Source organism: Xanthomonas sp. 3058, assembly GCF_014199765.1.
GTDB classification, from domain to species: domain Bacteria; phylum Pseudomonadota; class Gammaproteobacteria; order Xanthomonadales; family Xanthomonadaceae; genus Xanthomonas; species Xanthomonas campestris_B.
The window spans coordinates 88782-107090 of sequence record NZ_JACHOF010000014.1 but is presented as its reverse complement, the minus strand read 5'-3'; the positions used below and the strand labels follow the sequence as shown (position 1 = coordinate 107090).

Sequence of the window (18309 nt, the reverse complement as noted above, 5' to 3'; positions counted from 1 at the left end):
ATGACACCAGCTGCTTATGCCCAACATCTGGCCAACACCGATATCATTACCCCCGGACTCTAAACCAAGCCGCTACTCAGGGCGGGGGGATGTCGGTGCATCGGAAGCCCCGAGGCATCAGCCGCAGCCTTCCACGTAGTCCACCTGCGGCGCTTGCCCGACCCGCCAGCTGCTCACCTTGCCGTCGGCATCGGTATCGAACACCAGGACAGACGGCGCCCTTGTATCGGCCACCCGCAAGGTGAGCGCGCCGGGCACGTATTTGTGCGGCTGCTCGGTCAACGCAGCGGTGTACAGCGCGCGCAGTTGCGCCACCGTCATGCCGACCTTGCCACCGCCAGGTGCGAGTTCCTTGGCGTCGCTGGTTTGATAACGCACGAAGCGATCGCCCTCGAACATGAAACCGAAGCGGCGCGCATCGTCGGCCCATTGCGGCCGTAGCAGATAGCAGCCGCCATCGGTCGCAGGCTCGCCGCGCAGGTCGCCCCCCCAGGCCGCTCGCGCCTGCCTGGCATCCATCCCAAAGCGCAGATCGCCGTAGCCGTCCAGACGCGCGAGCGGAGCGGGCTCCTGGCGTAGTTGCGGCGGGAACGCGCCAGCGGGTGCGGTGGCCGGCGGAACATCGCCCGCTGGCTGATCGGTGGCCGCCGCAGCGGGCACCGGCTCCGTGCTGTCGTGCACAGCCGTGGCAGTGGAGTCGCCGGCCCGGTGACAGCCGATCAACAACAACAGTGCGCCCATCAAACTCAGCAATCTGGTGCTCATGCGTGCATTCCTTTCGAGTCCGCAACAGCCTACACAGCGCCCATCGCGGCGATGTGCAGAACGCGAAGAGGCAGTGCGTCGTGCCGATGTCATCGACGCTTCATTGGTAGCAGGCAACCTGGCGGCTTCGCAGGATCGCCGCCATGACCCCACGCAAGACCGAACTCGCCCTGACCGCGCTGCAATCGCACCGCAGTCCCCTCACATTGCTGCAGCGACGCGCCCTGATTCTGGCCGACGGCCAGCGCGACCTGGCGACCCTGTCCACGCTGCTGGGCGGCGATGCAGCCGAGCTGGTGCAGAGCTTGTGCACGATGGGCTATCTGCAGAGCGATACAGCGGGAACAGGTGCGCTCACCGGACCGCCGGCCACCGCGCAGCAGGCACCCGCGTTGACCCGAGCACCGGATGCACTGCCAACCGAAGACGACCTGCAACGTCAACGCCGTCGCGCGACCACCAACGCGCGGCTGTATCTGCTCGATATCCTGCAACTGCAACGCAACCCGGCAGCGGCCGTGCTGTACCGCCACCTGCACGCCGCACGCACGGAAGCGCACATCGGCGTTGCCATCGCCGAGGCACTGCGCGAGCTGCCGCAGATCACCTCGGCCAGCTACGCCGAGCGCGTGCGTGCTCACGTTGGCGAGCTGCTACCGGATGGGTTGCAGCTGGCTTGAGCGCATATGGGTGGCGACTAAGCTGCATGTTGGGGCAATGATTGGCCGGCAGTCGAGGGCGCTCGGCCATCGCTTAGATCGGTGACGTCGCGCGGGCTTTTGCCGGCGTGGCGGCTCTGCGGATAATGCGTGACAAGAACGAAGAACCCGCTGCACGGCTGCCCAGTGCGCGGACAAGGCATTGCGTCGGCGCATGTCACACCTCCAGCGTGGCGCCTGTGGCTCGCTCTGTCCAGACTCGCTCTGTCCTCCTGCGTTTACGGGCGATGCGTCACTCCCACGCCGCGCGCGTGCCAGCAGACAGGCAGCGCTCGCCTGCCTGCCGCGTCGCCTGCCTGCCGGACAGCACTATGACGCGTGCGGCGGTGCAAACCCCGCACGCAATCCAGACCAGCACTGCTGATAATCGCCTTGCCGGTGCGTTGCCTGCAGCGCCTGCTGGGTGGGGCGCAGCACTGCACGCGTTTCGAACATGAAGGCCATCGTTTTGGAGATGACGTCCGGGCGCGCCAGGTCGGCGTGCGAGGCTTTCTCGAAGGTCGCCGCATCCGGCCCGTGCCCACTCATGCAGTTGTGCAACGAGGCGCCGCCGGGCGCGAAGCCTTCGGCCTTGGCATCGTAGACGCCGTGCACCAGCCCCATGAATTCGCTGGCGACATTGCGATGGAACCACGGCGGCCGGAAGGTGTGCTGTGCCACCAGCCAGCGGGGCGGGAAGATCGCAAAATCCATGTTCGCGGTGCCATGTGTGTCGCTGGGCGAGGTCAGCACGGTGAAGATGCTCGGGTCCGGGTGATCGAAACTGATCGAGCCGATGGTGTTGAAGCGACGCAGATCGTAGCGGTACGGCGCGTAATTGCCGTGCCAGGCGACAACATCCAGCGGCGAGTGACCGATGTCGGCGCGCCACAGATGGCCCTGAAACTTGGCGACCAACGCGAATGCGCCTTCGCGCTGTTCGAAGGCGGCATGTGGCGTTTCGAAATCGCGTGCATTGGCCAACCCGTTCGAGCCGATCGGCCCCAGGTCGGGCAGTCGCAGCAGCCCGCCGAAGTTTTCGCAGACATAGCCGCGCGCCTGCCCATCCGGCAGTTCGACGCGGAAGCGCACGCCACGCGGAATCACCCCAATCTGCTGTGGCTCCAGATCCAGCACACCCAGTTCGGTATGCACGCGCAGCCGCCCGAGTTGCGGCACCAGCAGCAGCTCGGCATCGGCATCGTAGAAGAAACGGTCGTGCATGGATGCGTTTGCTGCATACAGATGCACCGCAACACCGGACATCGCCTCCGGCCCGCCGTTGCCCGCCATGGTGTACAGACCATCGATAAAATCGGTGGGCGTGGACGGCAGCGGCAACGGGCTCCAACGCAGTTGATCCGGCGGCACCGGGGCGCGACCGAAGTCGTTGTGGAAGGTGGATTGCGCGATCAACGAGAACGCGCCATGCACGGCCGCCGGACGGATGCGATACAACCAACTCCGCCGATTCTCAGCGCGCGGCGCGGTGAATGCCGTGCCGGACAATTGTTCGGCATACAACCCGTGCGCCACACGCTGCGGCGAGTTCTGCCCGATGGGCAACGTATCGGCTACCGCCTCGCTGGCGAACTCGTTGCCGAAACCGGTCATGTAGTGCGGGTTGTTATGCATGGCATGCGTCCGGACTGGGCCCCAAGGGGCTGGGATTAAGCCCCTCCCCGCTCGGTGCACGGGTTGGGGTGAGGGTACGGTGTTGCGATCAGCTTGAAGATCGCCGCGACCACCGCATCCAGCGAAGGCAACGCATCATTGCTCCAGAACCGCAGATCCGGCCCTCACAGCACCCCGCGTTTGATCTGATCGCGCTCGATACTCTCGAACAGCGCCTGGAAATTGCCTTCGCCAAACCCTTCGTTGCCCTTGCGCTGGATGATCTCGAAGAAGATCGGGCCGATGCAGTTGGTGGTGAAGATTTGCAGCAGCTTGCGCTGCTTGGTATCCACATCGGCGTCGATCAGGATCTTGTTGCGACGCAGGCGCTCGACGTCTTCGCCGTGGTCGGGAATACGCAGGTCCACTACATCGAAATAGGTGTCCGGAGTCTCCAGAAAGCTCACGCCGGCCTCGCGCATCTTTTCCACCGAGGTGTAGATATCGTCGGTGAAACAGGCGATATGCTGGATGCCTTCGCCGTGGTAGGCATCCAGATATTCGTTGATCTGGCTCTTGGGGTCGGAGGACTCGTTGAGCGGGATGCGCACGACGCCGTCGGGGGCGGTCATCGCCTTGGACACCAGGCCGGTCTTGGCGCCCTTGATGTCGAAATAGCGGATCTCGCGGAAGTTGAACAGGCGCTCGTAATAGTCCGACCAGCGCTGCATGTTGCCGAAGTACAGGTTGTGGGTCAGGTGATCGATGAAGGTCAACCCGAAGCCCGCCGGATGCTGGTCGGCGCCTTCGATCGGCGCGTAGTCGGCATCGTAGATGCTGCCCGCATCGCCGTAGCGGTCGACCAGATACAGCATGCAGTCGCCGATGCCCTTGACCACCGGGGCCGGCACCGCGCGCGTGTCGGCCTTGTCCTGCACCGCTTCGCCGCCGTTGCCCAGCACCGTCTGCAGCACGGTCTCGGCCGGGGTACGGAAGCGGATCGCAAAGCCGCAGGCGCAGGGGCCATGCGCGGCGGCGAAATCGGCCGCGAACGAATCGGGGTCTTCGTTGAGCAGGAAGTTGACCCCGCCCTGGCGATAGACGGTAATGGCGCGGCGACGATGACGCAGCACCGGGCTGAAACCCAGCTTGCGGAAATAGTCGTGCAGCTGCGCGGCCTGGCCGGCGGGTGCGGCGAATTCGACGAATTCGAACCCGTCGATCCCCATCGGATTGTCGAACGTGGTGACCTGCATGCCCAGGTTCGGGCGGGTTGCGGTACTGCTCGGTTGTGCGCTCATCGTCGTTTCTCCACGCTGGGCCGTCCGCAGGGCTATGCGGGGTGGCAGAAGACCCGCGAGAATGCGCAGGCCACCCACGGTTTGTAGTTGCAAATGAAACCAAAATCAAGACACAGTGCAGCATGAGCGATCTCGACGCCCCCATCCCGCCGCACCATCCCGTGCTGCTCAACCTTGAGCAGTTCCTGCCGTATCGCCTGAGCGTGCTGTCCAACCGTATCAGCAGCAACATCGCCAAGGTCTACGGCGATCGTTACGGCATGGCCATTCCCGAGTGGCGGGTGATCACCATCCTGGCGCTGTATCCGGGTTCCTCGGCCAGCGAGGTCTCCGATCGCACCGCAATGGACAAGGTTGCAGTGAGCCGCGCCGTGGCGCGCCTGCTGGAGCGCGGCTTCATCCGCCGCGAGACCCATGGCGACGACCGCCGCCGCTCGATGCTGGCGCTGTCGCCAGCCGGACGCCAGGTCTACGAGACGGTTGCGCCGCTGGTCAACGAAATGGAGCAACGGCTGATGTCGGTATTCAGTGCCGAGGAACAGCAGGCGCTGGAGCAACTGATCGATCGGCTGGCCAAGGACGGGCTGCCGCGCATGGCGGGGAAGGACTGACGTCTTGTCCGGGTGGGCAGGTGGCTATCTGCTGCGGAGGAACAGCAGGCGCTGGAGCAGCTGATCGATCGCCTGGCCAAGGACGCGTTGCCGCGCATGGCGGGTAAGGACTGACGTCTTGTCCAGGTGGGCAGGTGGCTATCTGCCGCGCTCGCCCCCTCCGCCCTGCGGGCACCTTCCCCCGCACGCAGGGGAAGGGCAAAGCCGAGTGGCGCCGTGCTCTGTCGCTACCGCAGGCGCTTGGCCTTCTTCCCGCAGCCGGGGCGTCCTTCACCGGAGCGAGAGTGTCCTTCCCTTAGCCAGCCCGTGGCCAGCATGCCCTTTCCTTCTCCCGCAAGCGGGAGAAGGTGGCGCGTAGCGCCGGATGAGGGCAGCATCCAGCCACCTACCCGACCATCCGCTGGTGCGGCGCTCGCCCGTCAGACCCGCAGGCAATCCCACTCCCCGCTCACGCCTGTGGCGGCGCCCACTGCTTGAGGAAATCGAACAGTTTCTTGCGGTCGAAGCCTTCGCCCTTGCGCAACTCCGCGCCGGCCTGGGTGGTCAGCAGCTTGGCGTCGTTGTCCAGCACCAGCAGCGCCGGAAAATCAGTGAGCTGGGCGAACTGCGAGAGGAAGGCAGCGTTTTCGTTGGCCGCATCGCGGTTGACCTTGACCACCACGAAGTGCGCATCGCGGAAGCTGCGCAGCTCCGCATCGCCGCCCATCACCTCGTCCAGCGCCTTGCACGGCTCGCAGGCCGCGTTGCCGACATTGAGCACGATGCGCTTGCCGCCGCGCTTGGCCTCGACCTTGGCGGTCTCCAGATCGGCGGCCGGATCGCGCGAGGGGTCGTATTGCGCATTGAGCGCCGCCGCCGCCGCGATATCGGCGGCAGTGGGTGTATTGCCGGAGGCCACCGGCTGGCTGGGATCGGCACTGGGTGGCTTCTGCATCGAGGTGTCCAACGGCCGTGGCGCCTCCTGGTGCTCGGCAGACTGCCCGCAGGCGCTCAACAGACCGGCCAGCAGCAGGCCACAGACAGTGGGTTTGATCGGCATTGCTGTTCTCCTCACTTCACACCATGCATCAGTTTGTTGATCAGCGGCGCGATCAGGAACAGCACCGCGCCAGCGCCCAGCAGCGCCCAAAACCCGAAGGTATACCCGCTCAGGGCCGAGGACACGCTCATCCCTTCGCTTCCGCTGACATGCCCGGCAAAAATACCCGACAGGTTGTTACCGATGCCGGTGGACAAAAACCAGCCACCCATTCCGAAACCGACCAGACGCACCGGTGCCAGCTTGGTCACCATCGACAGGCCGATCGGCGACAGGCACAACTCGCCGACCGACTGGATCACGTAGACCATGAACAAGGTCCAGAACGGCACCTTACCAGCATCGTTGACCAGGCTGGACAGCGCGAACATCAGCAGCAGGAACGCCAGCCCGTTGAACAACAGGCCCAGGCCGAACTTGCGTGGAATGGAAGGATTGAAGCGGCCGGACTTGACCCAGATCCAGGCGATGATCGGCGCCAGCGCGATGATGGCGATCGAGTTCACCGACTGGAACCAGGCAGTCGGGAAGGTCCAGTCGCCGAAGCCACGGTCGACGATGTTGTCGGCCAGGAAGGTGAACGAGCTGCCGGCCTGTTCGAAGAACATCCAGAACAGCACGTTGAAGGCGAAGATGATCAGCATCGCGATCACCTTGTCGCGCTGCACCTTGCCCTCGCGGATGCCTTCGATCAGCAGCATCACCGACAAGCCGATGAACAGCACGGTCAACACGATCTGCAACACGTCCGCGCCGACGGCGAGCAGGAAATACACCACCGGAACCGCCAACACGCAGCCGACCAGCACCATCAGCACACGGCCGATGCCCTGCGCGTTCGGCGCCGGTGCACCGATGCCCTTGAGCTGGGCACGGCCAATCCAGAACCACACCAGGCTTATCAGCATGCCCACGCCGGAGGCCATGAACACCATCTTGTAAGACGGCATGGCTTCGGTGCCGAACACCTTTTCGGCCAGCAACTGGGTCAGCACCGGCGAGATCATCGCGCCGAGGTTGATGCCCATGTAGAAGATGGTGAAGCCGCTGTCGCGGCGTGGATCGACCACCGAATAGAGCTTGCCGACCATGGTGGAGATGTTCGGTTTGAACAGCCCGTTGCCCACCACCACGGTGGCCAGGCCGATCTCGAACATGGTGTGGTCGGGAATGGCGATCAGGAACAGGCCGGTGGCCATCACCGCCGCACCGACCAGGATCGAGCGTTGGTAGCCGAGCACGCGGTCGGCGACATAGCCGCCGAAGATCGCGGCGGCATACACCAGCGCCAGATAGGCGCCGTAGGTGCGTCCGGCCGGCGCCTGCCCGGTGGCATCGCCGCCGAAGAACTGCGCCACGATGTACAGCACCAGCGCCCAGCGAATGCCGTAGAACGCGAAGCGCTCCCAGAATTCGGTCATGAACAGCATCCACAACGGCCGGGGATGGCCGAGCAACGTGGGGAACTCGGGCGGCGCAGGCGGCTGCGGCGGAGTGGAAGCGGAAGTCGGCGCAGTAGCGTCAACGCTCATGAGGTGTCCCTTGCGTATTCAGTGATGGCTGGGTGCACCAGGGCGAGCCCTGGGCGACGCGCGAGGATCACTTAGACGTCATGTTCACGTCAAATTCGGCGGACTCGGCGACCTGATGACGACGGGTTGGATCGGTGCGATTTGGGCGGCGGATGAGAAGGGTCGGCGGGGATACGCTGGTCGACTAGGGATAAAGCGAATGGGTCGGGGGGGGGGTTGGGGGCTGGCACGTGCACGTGCTAGCAGCGCTGGTTGGGCCGATGAAGTCGTGTGGTAGCGCCAGTTGCAGGTGTTGGTGTTGCGGACGGACTGCGCAGCGGGCGGGCAGGAGCAACGGCAAGAGGCGGCTCTGCGAGGATGACGCCCGTCCCCTCACCCCAACCCCTCTCCCGCACGCGGGAGAGGGGCTTCAGACCGCTGGTGTCGGGATCAGACCTCTGGGGTCGGGAGAGGGCTAGCGCTGCGCCACCACCTGCAGGAGTTGGGTTCGCCCCCCTTCCGCTGCAGGCGTTGACCTATCACCGCCTTTCCCTGAAGGAGTTGCGTTATCAGCGCCCTTGCCCCTGCGGGGGAAGCTGCCCGAAGGGCGAATGGGGGACGGTTTCTCCGCAGGGAACCAGGTGGCAGTTCCGGCTTCTGCTCCTTTCGGCTTCTGCTCCCTTCGGCTTCTGCTCCCTTCGGCTTCTGCTCCTTACGGCTTCTGCTCCTTTCGGCTTCTGCTCCTTCCGGCTTCATGCCTTACCAGCTTCTGCTGTATCCCTCAGCGCTTCGTCGCCTCGCTGCGTCCATCCACCGGCTCGCGGTTTTCCACGCCGACCGAGGTCCGTACGTCGAACAGCTCGGGAAAGAACGTCAGCGCCAGCGCCTGCTGCAAAAACCCCACGCCGCTGGAACCGCCGGTGCCGCGCTTGAAGCCGATCACCCGCATCACGGTGCGCATGTGGCGGAAGCGCCACAGCTGGAATTGGGTTTCCACATCCACCAGGTCCTCGCACAAGGCGTATTCGCGCCAGTAGCGGTCGGTGTTTTCGTAGATGCGCTCGAATACCGGACGCAAGCTGTCGTCGGCCACATGCGCGGCCGTCCAATCGCGTGCTTGGTACTGCTGCGGAATCGCATGCCCGAAGCGCGCCAGATAGCGCAGGAATTCCTCGTACAGGCTGGGCGCTTCCAGCACCTCGCGCAGCCGCGCCTGTCCTTGCGGGTCGTAGGCGAACACCTGCAGCATCTGCGGATTCTTGTTGCCCAGCAAAAACTCGATGTAGCGGTATTGCAGCGACTGGAACCCCGACGAGGGGCCAAGCACATCGCGAAACCCCATGTACTCGCTGGGCGTCAGCGTCTCCAGCACCGACCATTGCTCGGTGAGCTGGCGCAGCACCTGCTTGCTGCGCGCCAGCACCTTGCGGCACTGCCAGACCTGATCGTTCTGCAGATGCACCATCGCCGCACGCAGCTCGTGCGCCAGCAGCTTCAGCCACAGCTCGGAGGTCTGGTGCTGGATGATGAACAGCATCTCGTCGTGATGCGCCGGCTCTGAGAGCGGCTGCTGCGCGGACAGCAGTTGGTCCAGACGCAGATAGCCGCCGTAGGTCAACCGCCCTTCCAGATCGGTGTGGATGCCGGGTTCCAGGTCACGCAGGTTCTTGTCGACGGGCATGGCGTAGCGCTGGCGATGGGGCCGGCCAGGGTAGCGCGCTGGCGACGGCTTGGCAGCCGGGAATGGGGAATGGGGAATGGGGAATGGGGAATGGGGAATGGGGAATGGGGAATGGGGAATCGGGAATCGGGAATCGGGAATGGGGAATCGCGGTTCGGGGTGCGGGAGGCGGTGATTGGACATCGACGGCCTGGCGGCTGAGAGCGATGCTGGAGGCTGGGTCTCCGAAATACGCTTCCTAGGTTTCGGTTGCCGTCCCACACCGCCGTGCAGACCTGCCTGGCTGGACTGACGCCGGACGGGATTGCCTGATCGTTGCAGCGCCGCGCAGCGTGCATGCCGCTGCATCGTGCCGCTACTGCAGCGTTCGGTTTACGGATGGCCTGGTTACTCAAGCGACCGGCAACGCCCTGGCGTGCGCGACCGCTCCTTTCCTCCTGGAGCATCCCGCCGCTTTCGAGCGCAGCCGCCGCAGTCGCTGCGCCGCTGTCACCGTATCGTCAACCTAGGTCTGCAAATTCATGCAGAATCGAACGGCGCTGCCGGCCAGGGACGTGGCCGGACCAGGGGAGCGTTTCACGTCTCAAGGATCAGGGGACCCTCATCTCATGCATGTGTTGCAGCGTCGTGCAGCCGTATTTCTCTGTGCGCTGGCAGTTGCCGGCCACGCCAATGCCCAGGTCGTCATCAGCCAGGTCTACGGCGGTGGCGGCAATAGCGGCGCCACCCTCCGCAGCGATTTCATCGAGCTGCACAACGTCGGCAGCACCACGGTCAGCCTGGACGGCTGGTCGGTGCAGTACGCCTCGGCCGCCGGCAGCAGCTGGCAGGTCACCCCGCTGGCGGGCAATGTGCCGGCCGGCGGCTATTACCTGGTCAAGCAGGCCGATGGCAGCGGCGGCAGCGTTGCGCTGCCCACTCCCGACGCCACCGGCACCCTTGCCATGAGCGGCACCGCCGGCAAGGTGGCGCTGAGCAACAGCGCCTCCGCGTTGAGCGGCACCTGCCCCACCGGCAATGCCGATCTGGTCGGCTATGGCAGCACCGCCAGCTGCGCCGAAGGCAATGCGCCCACACCGGCGCCCAGCAATACGCTGGCGGTACTGCGCGCAGGCGATGGCTGCACCGACACCGACAACAACGCAGCCGATTTCGCCACCGGCGCGCCGGCACCGCGCAATAGCGCCAGCGGCGCGCGGCTGTGCAGCGGCGGCGGCCAACCGATCGCCACGCTGGCCGATGTCAGCCAGGCCGAAGGCAACAGCGGCAGCCGCAGCGTCGTGTTCACGCTGAGCCTGAGCCAGCCGGCCGGTGCGGGCGGGGTGAGCTTCACCGCCGCCACGCGCGATGGCACCGCCACCGCCGGCAGCGACTACATCGCCCTGCCCGCCACCAGCGTGCGTATTGCCGCAGGCGAGCGCACGGCCACCATCGCGGTGGATGTGCTGGGCGACACCGTCTCAGAGCCGGACGAGCGTTTCAGCCTGCAGATCAGCGGCCTCACCGGCGCGCTGCCGGCCACGCTCAGTGCCACCGGCACCATCCTCAACGACGACTTCAACCTGCTGCCGATCCACAACATCCAGGGCAAGGCCGCACGCTCGCCGCTGGATGGCCAGGTGGTGGCCACCTCCGGCATCGTGACCGCACGCCGCAGCGCCGGGTTCTTCCTGCAGGCTCCGGATACCGAAGCCGACGGCGACCCGGCCACCTCCGAGGGCGTCTACGTCTATACCGGCAGCGCACCGCCGGAGACCGCCGCCATCGGCAACCGGGTGCGCGTGCAGGGCACGGTGATCGAATACGTGCCCACCGCCGACCCCACCCAGCCGCCGCTCACCGAAATCGGCGGCAGCGTCAGCGTGCTGCTGGATTCCACCGGCAACCCGCTGCCTGCGCCGGTGCTGTTGCGTCCGGACTTCCCCAACCCCAACGGCGCTTATGACCAGCTCGAAGCGCTGGAAGGCATGCGCGTGACCGCGCCCAGCCTCACCGTCAATGCGCCCACCGGTGGCAGCGTCAACGAGACCAATGCCACGGCCACCAGCAATGGCGTGTTCCATGCCGTGGTCACCGGGGTGCCGCGCGCCTTCCGCGAACCGGGCGTGCAACTGCCCGACCCGCTGCCGGCCGGCTCGCCGGCGGGCGTGCCGCGCTGGAATACCAACCCGGAAGTGATCGCGGTCGGCAGTGCCGGCGTGGGCGCCGAGCGGCTGGATCTGGCCTCCGGCTGCCAGGTGCTCAATGTGGTCGGCCCGCTGGACTACAGCTTCCGCCGCTACACGCTGTACCCGGAACGCGCCCCGCAGGTGAACTGCAACGGTGCCGACCAACCACGCCCGGCGCCGATGCCGCAGGCCGACGACGTGGCCGTGGCGACCTACAACATGGAGCGCTTCTTCGACGACCAGAACGACCCGGCCATCGGCGAACCGGTGCTCACCCCGGCCGCGTTCCAGGCCCGCCTCAACAAGGCCTCGCTGGCGATCCGCCGCTATCTGCATCTGCCCGACATCCTGGGCACGGTGGAAGTGGAAAACCTCAGCGTGCTGCAGACCCTGGCCGCGCGCGTCAACGCCGATGCGGTGGCCGGCGGGCAGCCCAATCCGCAATACGTGGCGTATCTGCAGGAAGGCAACGACGTCGGCGGCATCGATGTCGGTTTCCTGGTCAAGACCGCCGACGTTGCCGCCGGCGTGCCACGCGTGGAAGTGCTTTCCATCGCGCAGGAAGGCAAGACCACCACGTGGACCGAACCGGCCGGCGGTGTCAGCCTGCTCAACGACCGCCCACCGTTGGTGCTCACTGCCAACGTGCATCAGGCCGATGGCCGCGTGCTGCCGCTGACCGCCATCGTGGTGCATCAGCGCTCGCTCAACGGCGCCGAAACCGACGACGCATCCGGCACCCGCATCCGCGCCAAGCGTCAGGCGCAGGCCGCGTATCTGGCGCGCCTGCTGCAGACGCGTCAGCAAGTGAACCCTGACGAAAAAGTGCTGGTGATGGGCGACTTCAACGCTTTCGAATTCAACGACGGCTATGTGGACGCGATGGGCACGGTCACCGGCAAGCCGGCCCCGGATGTGCAGACCGTGGTGAGCGGCGACGGCGTGGATCTGGTCAACCCGGATTACACCGATCTGACCTGGTTCAACACGCCCGACCAGAGCTATTCGTATGCCTTCGACGGCAACGTGCAATCGCTGGATCACATCCTCGCCAACGAGGCGCTGATGCGCTCGCCGCAGATCGCCTCGTTGTCGGTGGGCCATGCCCGCATCAATGCCGATTTCCCCGGCACCGCGCGCAACGATGCCAACACGCCCACGCGCTTGTCCGATCACGATCCCACCGTGGTGCTGTTGCGCATGACCAGGCAGGTGAACGCGGACTTGCGCGTGGCAGTCACTGCCGCACGCGACCAGGTCAGCGAAGGCGAGCGCATCGACTACGCCGTGGATGTAGAGAACCGTGGGCCGGCTCGTGCACCGTTCACTGCGCTGGCATTGGTGTTCGACCTGCCGGCACGGGCGCGTCTCACCGCCCCGACGGGCTGGGTCTGCCAGAACCAGACCAACGCCACGCAGACCACGTTCACCTGCAATATCCCCCTGCTTGCGGCTGGGTCTGTGCAGAGCTTTGCAGTGCAACTGGATGCCGGCCCGGACCTAGCCGGACGCACCCTCACCCTGGCCGCCTCGGTCGCCTCGCAATCGCCCGACCCGCAGCCGGACAACAACACCGACACCGCCGCCGTCGTGGTGCAGGCACGGCCGCAACCGCGTAGCGACCTGGCGGTGCGGTTCGATGGCCCGGCCAGCCTGCCGACCACAGCGTTCAGTGCCAGCTACCGCGTGCTGCTGGACAACGTCGGTGCCGCGCCGGCGCAGCGTCCCGGCCTGGTGATCGAAGGCAATACGGTGTCTGCGCTGTCGCAGCTGGTGCCGCCGCAGGGCTGGCGCTGCGACAAGCAGGTGCAATCGCTGCGTAGTGCCCGCTTCGTGTGCAGCAGTGCGGCCGTGGTGCTGCCGGGCGCGCAGCTGGCCTTCCAGTTGAACGTGGCAGCCAAGCCGATCCCGGCCGACGGTGCCATCCGCGTGCAGGCCAGCGCCACATCGGCATCGCCGGACGCGAACCCGGCAAACGATTCGGCGCTGATCGTCACCCCGATCGGTGGAGGTGATGGCCGCCGCTAATCGCAGTGCAGCACGTCGCAATTCTGTACTGCGACAAAGGGCGCGGCCTAGTCCGCGCCCTTTTTTTTGTGCAAGCCAGCATCATTGTGTGCTGCGGTGCAGGACAGCTTTTTGCTTGGCTGTCCTTAACATCACAACTCATATCATTTGAAACTTCTTGATGAAGGTGTCGCCGCAATGAGCGTAGCCGCGCAGTTCGAGATCCAATACCTGCAATACATGGACGCGGACGGCCAGATCGTCCGCGACGACCTGCCGGCCGACGCCGCCAACCCGCAACAGCTGCTCGCGCTGTTCAAGCGCATGCTGTTCGTGCGCACCTTCGACAGCAAGTCGGTCGCCTTGCAGCGCACCGGCAAGCTGGGCACCTACGCAGCCTGCATCGGCCACGAAGCCACCCACGTCGGCATCGGTGCCTCGATGCGCAGTGGCGATGTGTTCGCGCCCAGCTACCGCGAATACGGCACCATGTTCGAGCGCGGCGTGCGCCCGCGCGACGTGTTGCTGTACTGGGGCGGCGACGAGCGCGGCAGCGACTATCCGCGCGATGCCGACGCGGCCATCGACTTCCCGATCTGCGTGCCGATCTCCACCCAGTGTTTGCATGCCGCCGGTTCGGCGCTGTCGTTCAAGCTGCAGGGCAAGCAACAGGTCGCAGTGGCCTGCTGCGGCGATGGCGGCAGCTCCAAGACCGACTTCTATGCCGCGCTCAATTCGGCCGGCGCCTACAAGCTGCCGCTGATCCTGTGCGTGATCAACAACGGCTGGGCGATCTCGGTACCGCGCTCGGCGCAGACCGGCGCGCAGACGCTGGCGCAAAAGGGCCTAGCCGGCGGCCTGCATTGTCTGCAGGTGGACGGCAACGATCTCATCGCCGTGCTCGAAGCGATGCGCCAGGCGCGCGCGCGCGCATTGGCCGGCGACGGCGGCACGGTGATCGAGTTCTTGACCTATCGCCTGTCCGACCACACCACCGCCGACGATGCGCGGCGCTATCGCGGCGAAGAAGAGGTCAAGCAAGGCTGGGCGCGCGAACCGCTGCTGCGCCTGCGCCGCTATCTCACCGCGCAAGGCCTGTGGGACGAGGCGCAGGAGGAGGCATGGAAAGCCGAGTGCGGCGCGCGCGTGGACGAAGAGGTCAACGCCTACCTCAACACGCCGGTGCAGCCGGTCGAAGCGATGTTCGATTATCTCTACGGCGACCCGCCGGCGGAGTTGCTGGCGCAGCGCGCCGAGGTGATGGCGCTGGAGACCCGTCATGGATGAGCTCAATCAGTCACACGGCGCTGCCACGCAGCTGGCCAGCGCCCCTTACAACGCCGCAGCCACGCGCGGAGAGATCGCCATGCGTTCACCCATCACCCTGATCGAAGCCATCACCCAGGCGCTGGCCTGGGAGTTGGAACACGACCCTGCGGTGCTGGTGCTGGGCGAGGATGTCGGCGTCAACGGCGGCGTGTTCCGCGCCACCGCCGGCCTGCAGCAGCGCTTCGGCAGCGAACGCGTGCTCGACACCCCGCTGGACGAAACCACCATCGCCGGCCTGAGCGTCGGCCTGGCCGCGCAAGGCATGAAGCCGGTGGCCGAAGCGCAGTTCGACGGCTTCGTCTATCCCATGGTCGATCACCTGATCTGCCATGCCGCCCGCCTGCGCAACCGTACCCGCGGCCGGCTGCATTGCCCGATGGTGTTACGCGTGCCGTGGGGCGGCGGCATCCGCGCGCCAGAACATCACAGCGAAGCCAACGAAGCCATCTTCACCAACGTGCCCGGTCTGCGCGTGGTGCTGCCGTCCTCGCCGCAGCGCGCGTATGGCCTGTTGCTGGCCGCGATCCGCGACCCGGATCCGGTGATCTACATGGAACCCAAGCGCATCTATCGCCAGTACAAGGAAGTGGTCGTCAACGATGGCGAAGCGCTGCCGCTGGACGTGTGCTTCGTGCTGCGCGACGGTACCGACGTCACCCTGGTCACCTGGGGCGCGCAGGTCAAGGAAGCGCTGGAAGCGGCCGACAAACTCGCCGGCGAAGGCATCAGTGCCGAAGTCATCGACGTGGCCACGCTGCGCCCGCTGGACTTCGACACCATCGCCGAATCGGTGGCCAAGACCGGCCGCTGCGTGATCGTGCAGGAAGCCCCGCGCACCGCCGGCTTCGGTGCGGAAATCGCCGCGCAGCTTGCCGAAAAATCGATGTACGACCTGCGCGCACCGGTCGAACGCGTCACCGGCTACGACACGCATATCCCGCTGTTCCGGCTGGAGATGAAGTACCTGCCGAGCGTGGAGCGCATCGTCACCGCCGCCCGTCGCGCGGTGGCCGCCGGCTGACATGCGCGCCCGTCTGCTTTGCGAACATCGCGCCGCCTACGCCAACCCGGTCCGCTTCGAGGCGGGCCGGCAGGTGAGCGTGGGCGTGCGCGATGAAGAATGGCCTGCGTTTGCCTGGGTCACCACCGACGACGGCCGTGCCGGCTGGGCGCCGCTGGCCTGGCTGCGCCCGCTCGGCGACGGCCTGGCCGAAGCCCTGCGCGATTACGACGCACGCGAACTCGATGCCCGCCAGGGCGAGGACGTGTTGCTGCATTACGAACACGGCGGTTGGTGGTGGTCCGAGCGTGCCGATGGCATGCAGGGCTGGCTGCCGGCGGCCGATCTGGAACTCCTCGACGACACCATGCCGCAGCTAGCTGCGGCGCAAGAGAATCTGCCATGAGCGAAGCCAAGAATTTCCACCTGCCCGACCTGGGCGAAGGCCTGCCCGATGCCACCATCGTCGAGTGGTTCGTCAAGGAGGGCGACAACGTGCGCCTGGACGACCCGCTGGTGTCGATGGAAACCGCCAAGGCGGTGGTCGAGGTGCCTTCGCCGTTTTCCGGCACCGTGGTCAAACTGGCCGGCGCCGCTGGCGATGTGATCGTGACCGGCGCGATGCTGGCGCAGTTCGCGCTGGATGCCTCGCAGCCGCAGCGCGCCGATGGCCAGGACACCGGCCACGCACATGGTCCTACGCACACGCCCAGCACCGGCGACAACGCCGCCGGTGCTACGACGCGCGTGGTCGCCTCCGATAACGGTGGCGAGATTGCCGACGCCGAGAGTGGCAACGACGGCAATGGCGAGCGCGACGACGCCGGCACCGTGGTCGGCGCGATGCAGAGCTCCAACGCGGTGCAGAGCGAGCAGGCGATCGCCGTCGGCGGCGTGCGCGCCATGCCGGCAGTGCGTGCGCTGGCGCGCAAGCTGCGCGTGGATCTGACCCAGGTGCACGCCACTGGCCCCGACGGCACGGTCACCATGGCCGATGTGAAGCAGGCCGCCGCCGCTGGCACAGCGCGGCCCTCACCCGGTGCGCAGGGCGCACCGACCTCTCCCGCAGGCGGGAGAGGTGATGGGGTCGCTGAAGGAGGGAGAGGTGGTGGGGTCGCGACAGGCGGCAGAGATCGCCCGGGAACCGCGTCCCTTCTCACGCCTGCGGGAGAAGGTGCCCGCAGGGCGGATGAGGGCCAGGCGCGCTCCACGCTCTCCAGCAGCGGCAAACCCATGCGCACTCAGCCGCCAGGCGTGGTCGCCAAGGGCCAGCCCGAGCAGCTCAAAGGCGTGCGTCGCAACATGGCACGGGTCATGGCCGACGCGCACAGCAAGGTGGTGCCGACCACGCTCAACGACGATGCCGACATCCACGCCTGGCAGCCCGGCAACGACGTCACCGTGCGGCTGGTACGCGGCATCGTGCGCGCCTGCCAGGCGGTGCCGGCGCTCAATGCCTGGTTCGATGGCGACGCACTCAGCCGCACGCTGCACAACCAGGTCGATATCGGCATCGCGGTAGATACCGAAGAAGGCCTGTTCGTGCCGGCGTTGCGCAATGCCGACATGCTCGATGCGCACGGTATCCGCGAAAGCGTCAACCGCCTGCGCCAGCAGGTGGAAACCCGCAGCATCGCCGCGTCGGAACTGAGCGGCTACACCATCTCGCTGTCCAACTTCGGCATGTTCGCCGGCCGCTACGCCACGCCTGTGGTGGTGCCGCCGTGCGTGGCCATCGTCGCCGCCGGCCGCGCGCGCTACCAGCTCACCCCGGTGATGGGCGGGGTGGAAACCCACAAGATCATGCCGCTGTCGCTGACCTTCGATCACCGCGCCGCCACCGGTGGCGAAGCCGCACGCTTCCTGCGCGCGCTGCTCGATGATCTGGCGTTGGCCGTGTAACCGCTGCCGCCGCACGTCGGTCCTTGCGCCAACACCTGCCGCGCCGTCATGCGCGACATCGTTGCGGCCGCATCGGCCGGATCCACCTTCATGCCATGGGTCCTGCCGCGCCGTGGCAGCGCGGCCTGGCGCCAGGTCGCGCGCGCTCCGCGCTAGACTCGGGCGCCGGATATCAGGCGCCGCGATGCGGACATTTGTCACCCAGGGCGATGGCCTTCCCGTGTGGGATTCGCCGATCAGCCATGCCGTCGTCGTCAACGACATCTGCTACCTCAGCGGCCAGCTCTCCATCGACAGCGCCGGCCGCCATGTGCCCGGCAGCGCAAGGCAGGAAGCCGCGCGTGCCTTCGACAACCTGTTTGCAGCCCTGGCTGCGGCCGGCTTCGCACGCGAGGACCTGACCTTCATCGATATCGCCTTCATCGACCTGGCCGATCTGCCCGAGGTCAATGCGCTCTACATCGCGCTGTTTGCGCAGGGACGTCGTCCGGCACGCACCATCTACCAGGCGGCGGCGTTGCCGTATGGCGGACGGATCAAGGTCATGGGCGTGGCGATCCGCGATACCGCTGGCCAGGCCACCACGCAGGCCTGAGCAGCAGCGTCTCCGCTGGCATGCCCGGTCCTCGCTCAGCCAGACGCAACCCGCATTTCCCTGCGCCGACACCACCGCATGCGCGGCG

Annotated in this window: 14 protein-coding genes; 8 read left to right on the top strand and 6 right to left on the bottom strand. The window is 66.4% G+C overall.

The window, feature by feature from the left end; translation table 11 throughout:
* Positions 1-117 precede the first annotated feature (117 nt).
* Complete coding sequence (locus GGR61_RS15940) at positions 118-741, bottom strand: lectin (protein WP_184622604.1); 624 nt, start codon at positions 739-741, stop codon at positions 118-120.
* 167 nt (positions 742-908) lie between these two features.
* On the opposite strand from GGR61_RS15940, the gene GGR61_RS15935 reads away from it, so the two are divergent.
* Positions 909-1445 (top strand): hypothetical protein, encoded by a 537-nt coding sequence (locus GGR61_RS15935; RefSeq protein ID WP_184622596.1) that lies wholly within the window; start codon positions 909-911, stop codon positions 1443-1445.
* A 348-nt stretch (positions 1446-1793) separates the two neighbouring features.
* On the opposite strand, the gene hmgA is transcribed toward GGR61_RS15935, so the two are convergent.
* Both hmgA and hppD read right to left on the bottom strand, forming a co-directional pair.
* The gene (gene hmgA / locus GGR61_RS15930) at positions 1794-3098 is read right to left on the bottom strand and encodes a homogentisate 1,2-dioxygenase (protein WP_184622594.1); all 1305 of its coding nucleotides are present in this window, start codon (positions 3096-3098) and stop codon (positions 1794-1796) included.
* A 164-nt stretch (positions 3099-3262) separates the two neighbouring features.
* Entirely contained in the window at positions 3263-4378 is a 1116-nt protein-coding gene (hppD, locus tag GGR61_RS15925) for a 4-hydroxyphenylpyruvate dioxygenase (protein ID WP_184622592.1), read from the bottom strand.
* Positions 4379-4500: 122 nt separating this feature from the next.
* Here hppD and GGR61_RS15920 point away from each other — a divergent pair, with 122 nt between their 5' ends.
* Complete coding sequence (locus GGR61_RS15920; RefSeq protein ID WP_184407868.1) at positions 4501-4989, top strand: MarR family transcriptional regulator; 489 nt, start codon at positions 4501-4503, stop codon at positions 4987-4989.
* Positions 4990-5437: 448 nt separating this feature from the next.
* On the opposite strand, the gene GGR61_RS15915 is transcribed toward GGR61_RS15920, so the two are convergent.
* From GGR61_RS15915 to GGR61_RS15905, 3 genes are all read right to left on the bottom strand, one after another.
* Entirely contained in the window at positions 5438-6028 is a 591-nt protein-coding gene (locus GGR61_RS15915) for a thioredoxin family protein (RefSeq protein ID WP_184622590.1), read from the bottom strand.
* Between the two features lie 11 nt (positions 6029-6039).
* Entirely contained in the window at positions 6040-7560 is a 1521-nt protein-coding gene (locus GGR61_RS15910) for an oligopeptide:H+ symporter (protein ID WP_184622588.1), read from the bottom strand.
* Positions 7561-8320: 760 nt separating this feature from the next.
* Positions 8321-9220 carry a tryptophan 2,3-dioxygenase family protein gene (locus tag GGR61_RS15905; protein WP_184622585.1) on the bottom strand — a complete coding sequence of 300 codons (900 nt, stop codon included), beginning with the start codon at positions 9218-9220 and terminating at the stop codon, positions 8321-8323.
* Between the two features lie 608 nt (positions 9221-9828).
* On the opposite strand from GGR61_RS15905, the gene GGR61_RS15900 reads away from it, so the two are divergent.
* The 6 genes from GGR61_RS15900 (at position 9829) to GGR61_RS15875 (ending at position 18221) form a co-directional block, all read left to right on the top strand.
* Positions 9829-13416 carry a lamin tail domain-containing protein gene (locus GGR61_RS15900; protein ID WP_184622584.1) on the top strand — a complete coding sequence of 1196 codons (3588 nt, stop codon included), beginning with the start codon at positions 9829-9831 and terminating at the stop codon, positions 13414-13416.
* 177 nt (positions 13417-13593) lie between these two features.
* Positions 13594-14682, top strand: coding sequence for a pyruvate dehydrogenase (acetyl-transferring) E1 component subunit alpha (pdhA, locus tag GGR61_RS15895; RefSeq protein WP_184622582.1), 1089 nt, complete (start codon positions 13594-13596; stop codon positions 14680-14682).
* Entirely contained in the window at positions 14675-15745 is a 1071-nt protein-coding gene (locus tag GGR61_RS15890; protein WP_184622580.1) for an alpha-ketoacid dehydrogenase subunit beta, read from the top strand. Before pdhA ends, GGR61_RS15890 begins: the two co-directional genes overlap by 8 nt.
* Before the next feature lies 1 nt (position 15746).
* Positions 15747-16130: an SH3 domain-containing protein gene (locus GGR61_RS15885; RefSeq protein WP_184622578.1), complete on the top strand. Its 384-nt coding sequence runs from the start codon at positions 15747-15749 to the stop codon at positions 16128-16130.
* The gene (locus tag GGR61_RS15880) at positions 16127-17626 is read left to right on the top strand and encodes a dihydrolipoamide acetyltransferase family protein (protein ID WP_184622576.1); all 1500 of its coding nucleotides are present in this window, start codon (positions 16127-16129) and stop codon (positions 17624-17626) included. The genes GGR61_RS15885 and GGR61_RS15880 overlap by 4 nt, the downstream gene beginning before the upstream one ends.
* Positions 17627-17810: 184 nt before the next feature.
* Positions 17811-18221, top strand: coding sequence for a RidA family protein (locus GGR61_RS15875; RefSeq protein ID WP_184407877.1), 411 nt, complete (start codon positions 17811-17813; stop codon positions 18219-18221).
* Positions 18222-18309: the final 88 nt, after the last annotated feature.

Coding starts and splice junctions, on each gene's coding strand:
- GGR61_RS15915 (WP_184622590.1), bottom strand. CDS start 6,028: ATGCCGATCAAACCCACTGTCTGTGGCCTGCTGCTGGCCGGTCTGTTG.
- GGR61_RS15905 (WP_184622585.1), bottom strand. CDS start 9,220: ATGCCCGTCGACAAGAACCTGCGTGACCTGGAACCCGGCATCCACACC.
- GGR61_RS15885 (WP_184622578.1), top strand. CDS start 15,747: ATGCGCGCCCGTCTGCTTTGCGAACATCGCGCCGCCTACGCCAACCCG.
- hmgA (WP_184622594.1), bottom strand. CDS start 3,098: ATGCATAACAACCCGCACTACATGACCGGTTTCGGCAACGAGTTCGCC.
- GGR61_RS15935 (WP_184622596.1), top strand. CDS start 909: ATGACCCCACGCAAGACCGAACTCGCCCTGACCGCGCTGCAATCGCAC.
- GGR61_RS15875 (WP_184407877.1), top strand. CDS start 17,811: ATGCGGACATTTGTCACCCAGGGCGATGGCCTTCCCGTGTGGGATTCG.
- GGR61_RS15940 (WP_184622604.1), bottom strand. CDS start 741: ATGGGCGCACTGTTGTTGTTGATCGGCTGTCACCGGGCCGGCGACTCC.
- GGR61_RS15890 (WP_184622580.1), top strand. CDS start 14,675: ATGGATGAGCTCAATCAGTCACACGGCGCTGCCACGCAGCTGGCCAGC.
- hppD (WP_184622592.1), bottom strand. CDS start 4,378: ATGAGCGCACAACCGAGCAGTACCGCAACCCGCCCGAACCTGGGCATG.
- GGR61_RS15910 (WP_184622588.1), bottom strand. CDS start 7,560: ATGAGCGTTGACGCTACTGCGCCGACTTCCGCTTCCACTCCGCCGCAG.
- GGR61_RS15900 (WP_184622584.1), top strand. CDS start 9,829: ATGCATGTGTTGCAGCGTCGTGCAGCCGTATTTCTCTGTGCGCTGGCA.
- GGR61_RS15920 (WP_184407868.1), top strand. CDS start 4,501: ATGAGCGATCTCGACGCCCCCATCCCGCCGCACCATCCCGTGCTGCTC.
- GGR61_RS15880 (WP_184622576.1), top strand. CDS start 16,127: ATGAGCGAAGCCAAGAATTTCCACCTGCCCGACCTGGGCGAAGGCCTG.
- pdhA (WP_184622582.1), top strand. CDS start 13,594: ATGAGCGTAGCCGCGCAGTTCGAGATCCAATACCTGCAATACATGGAC.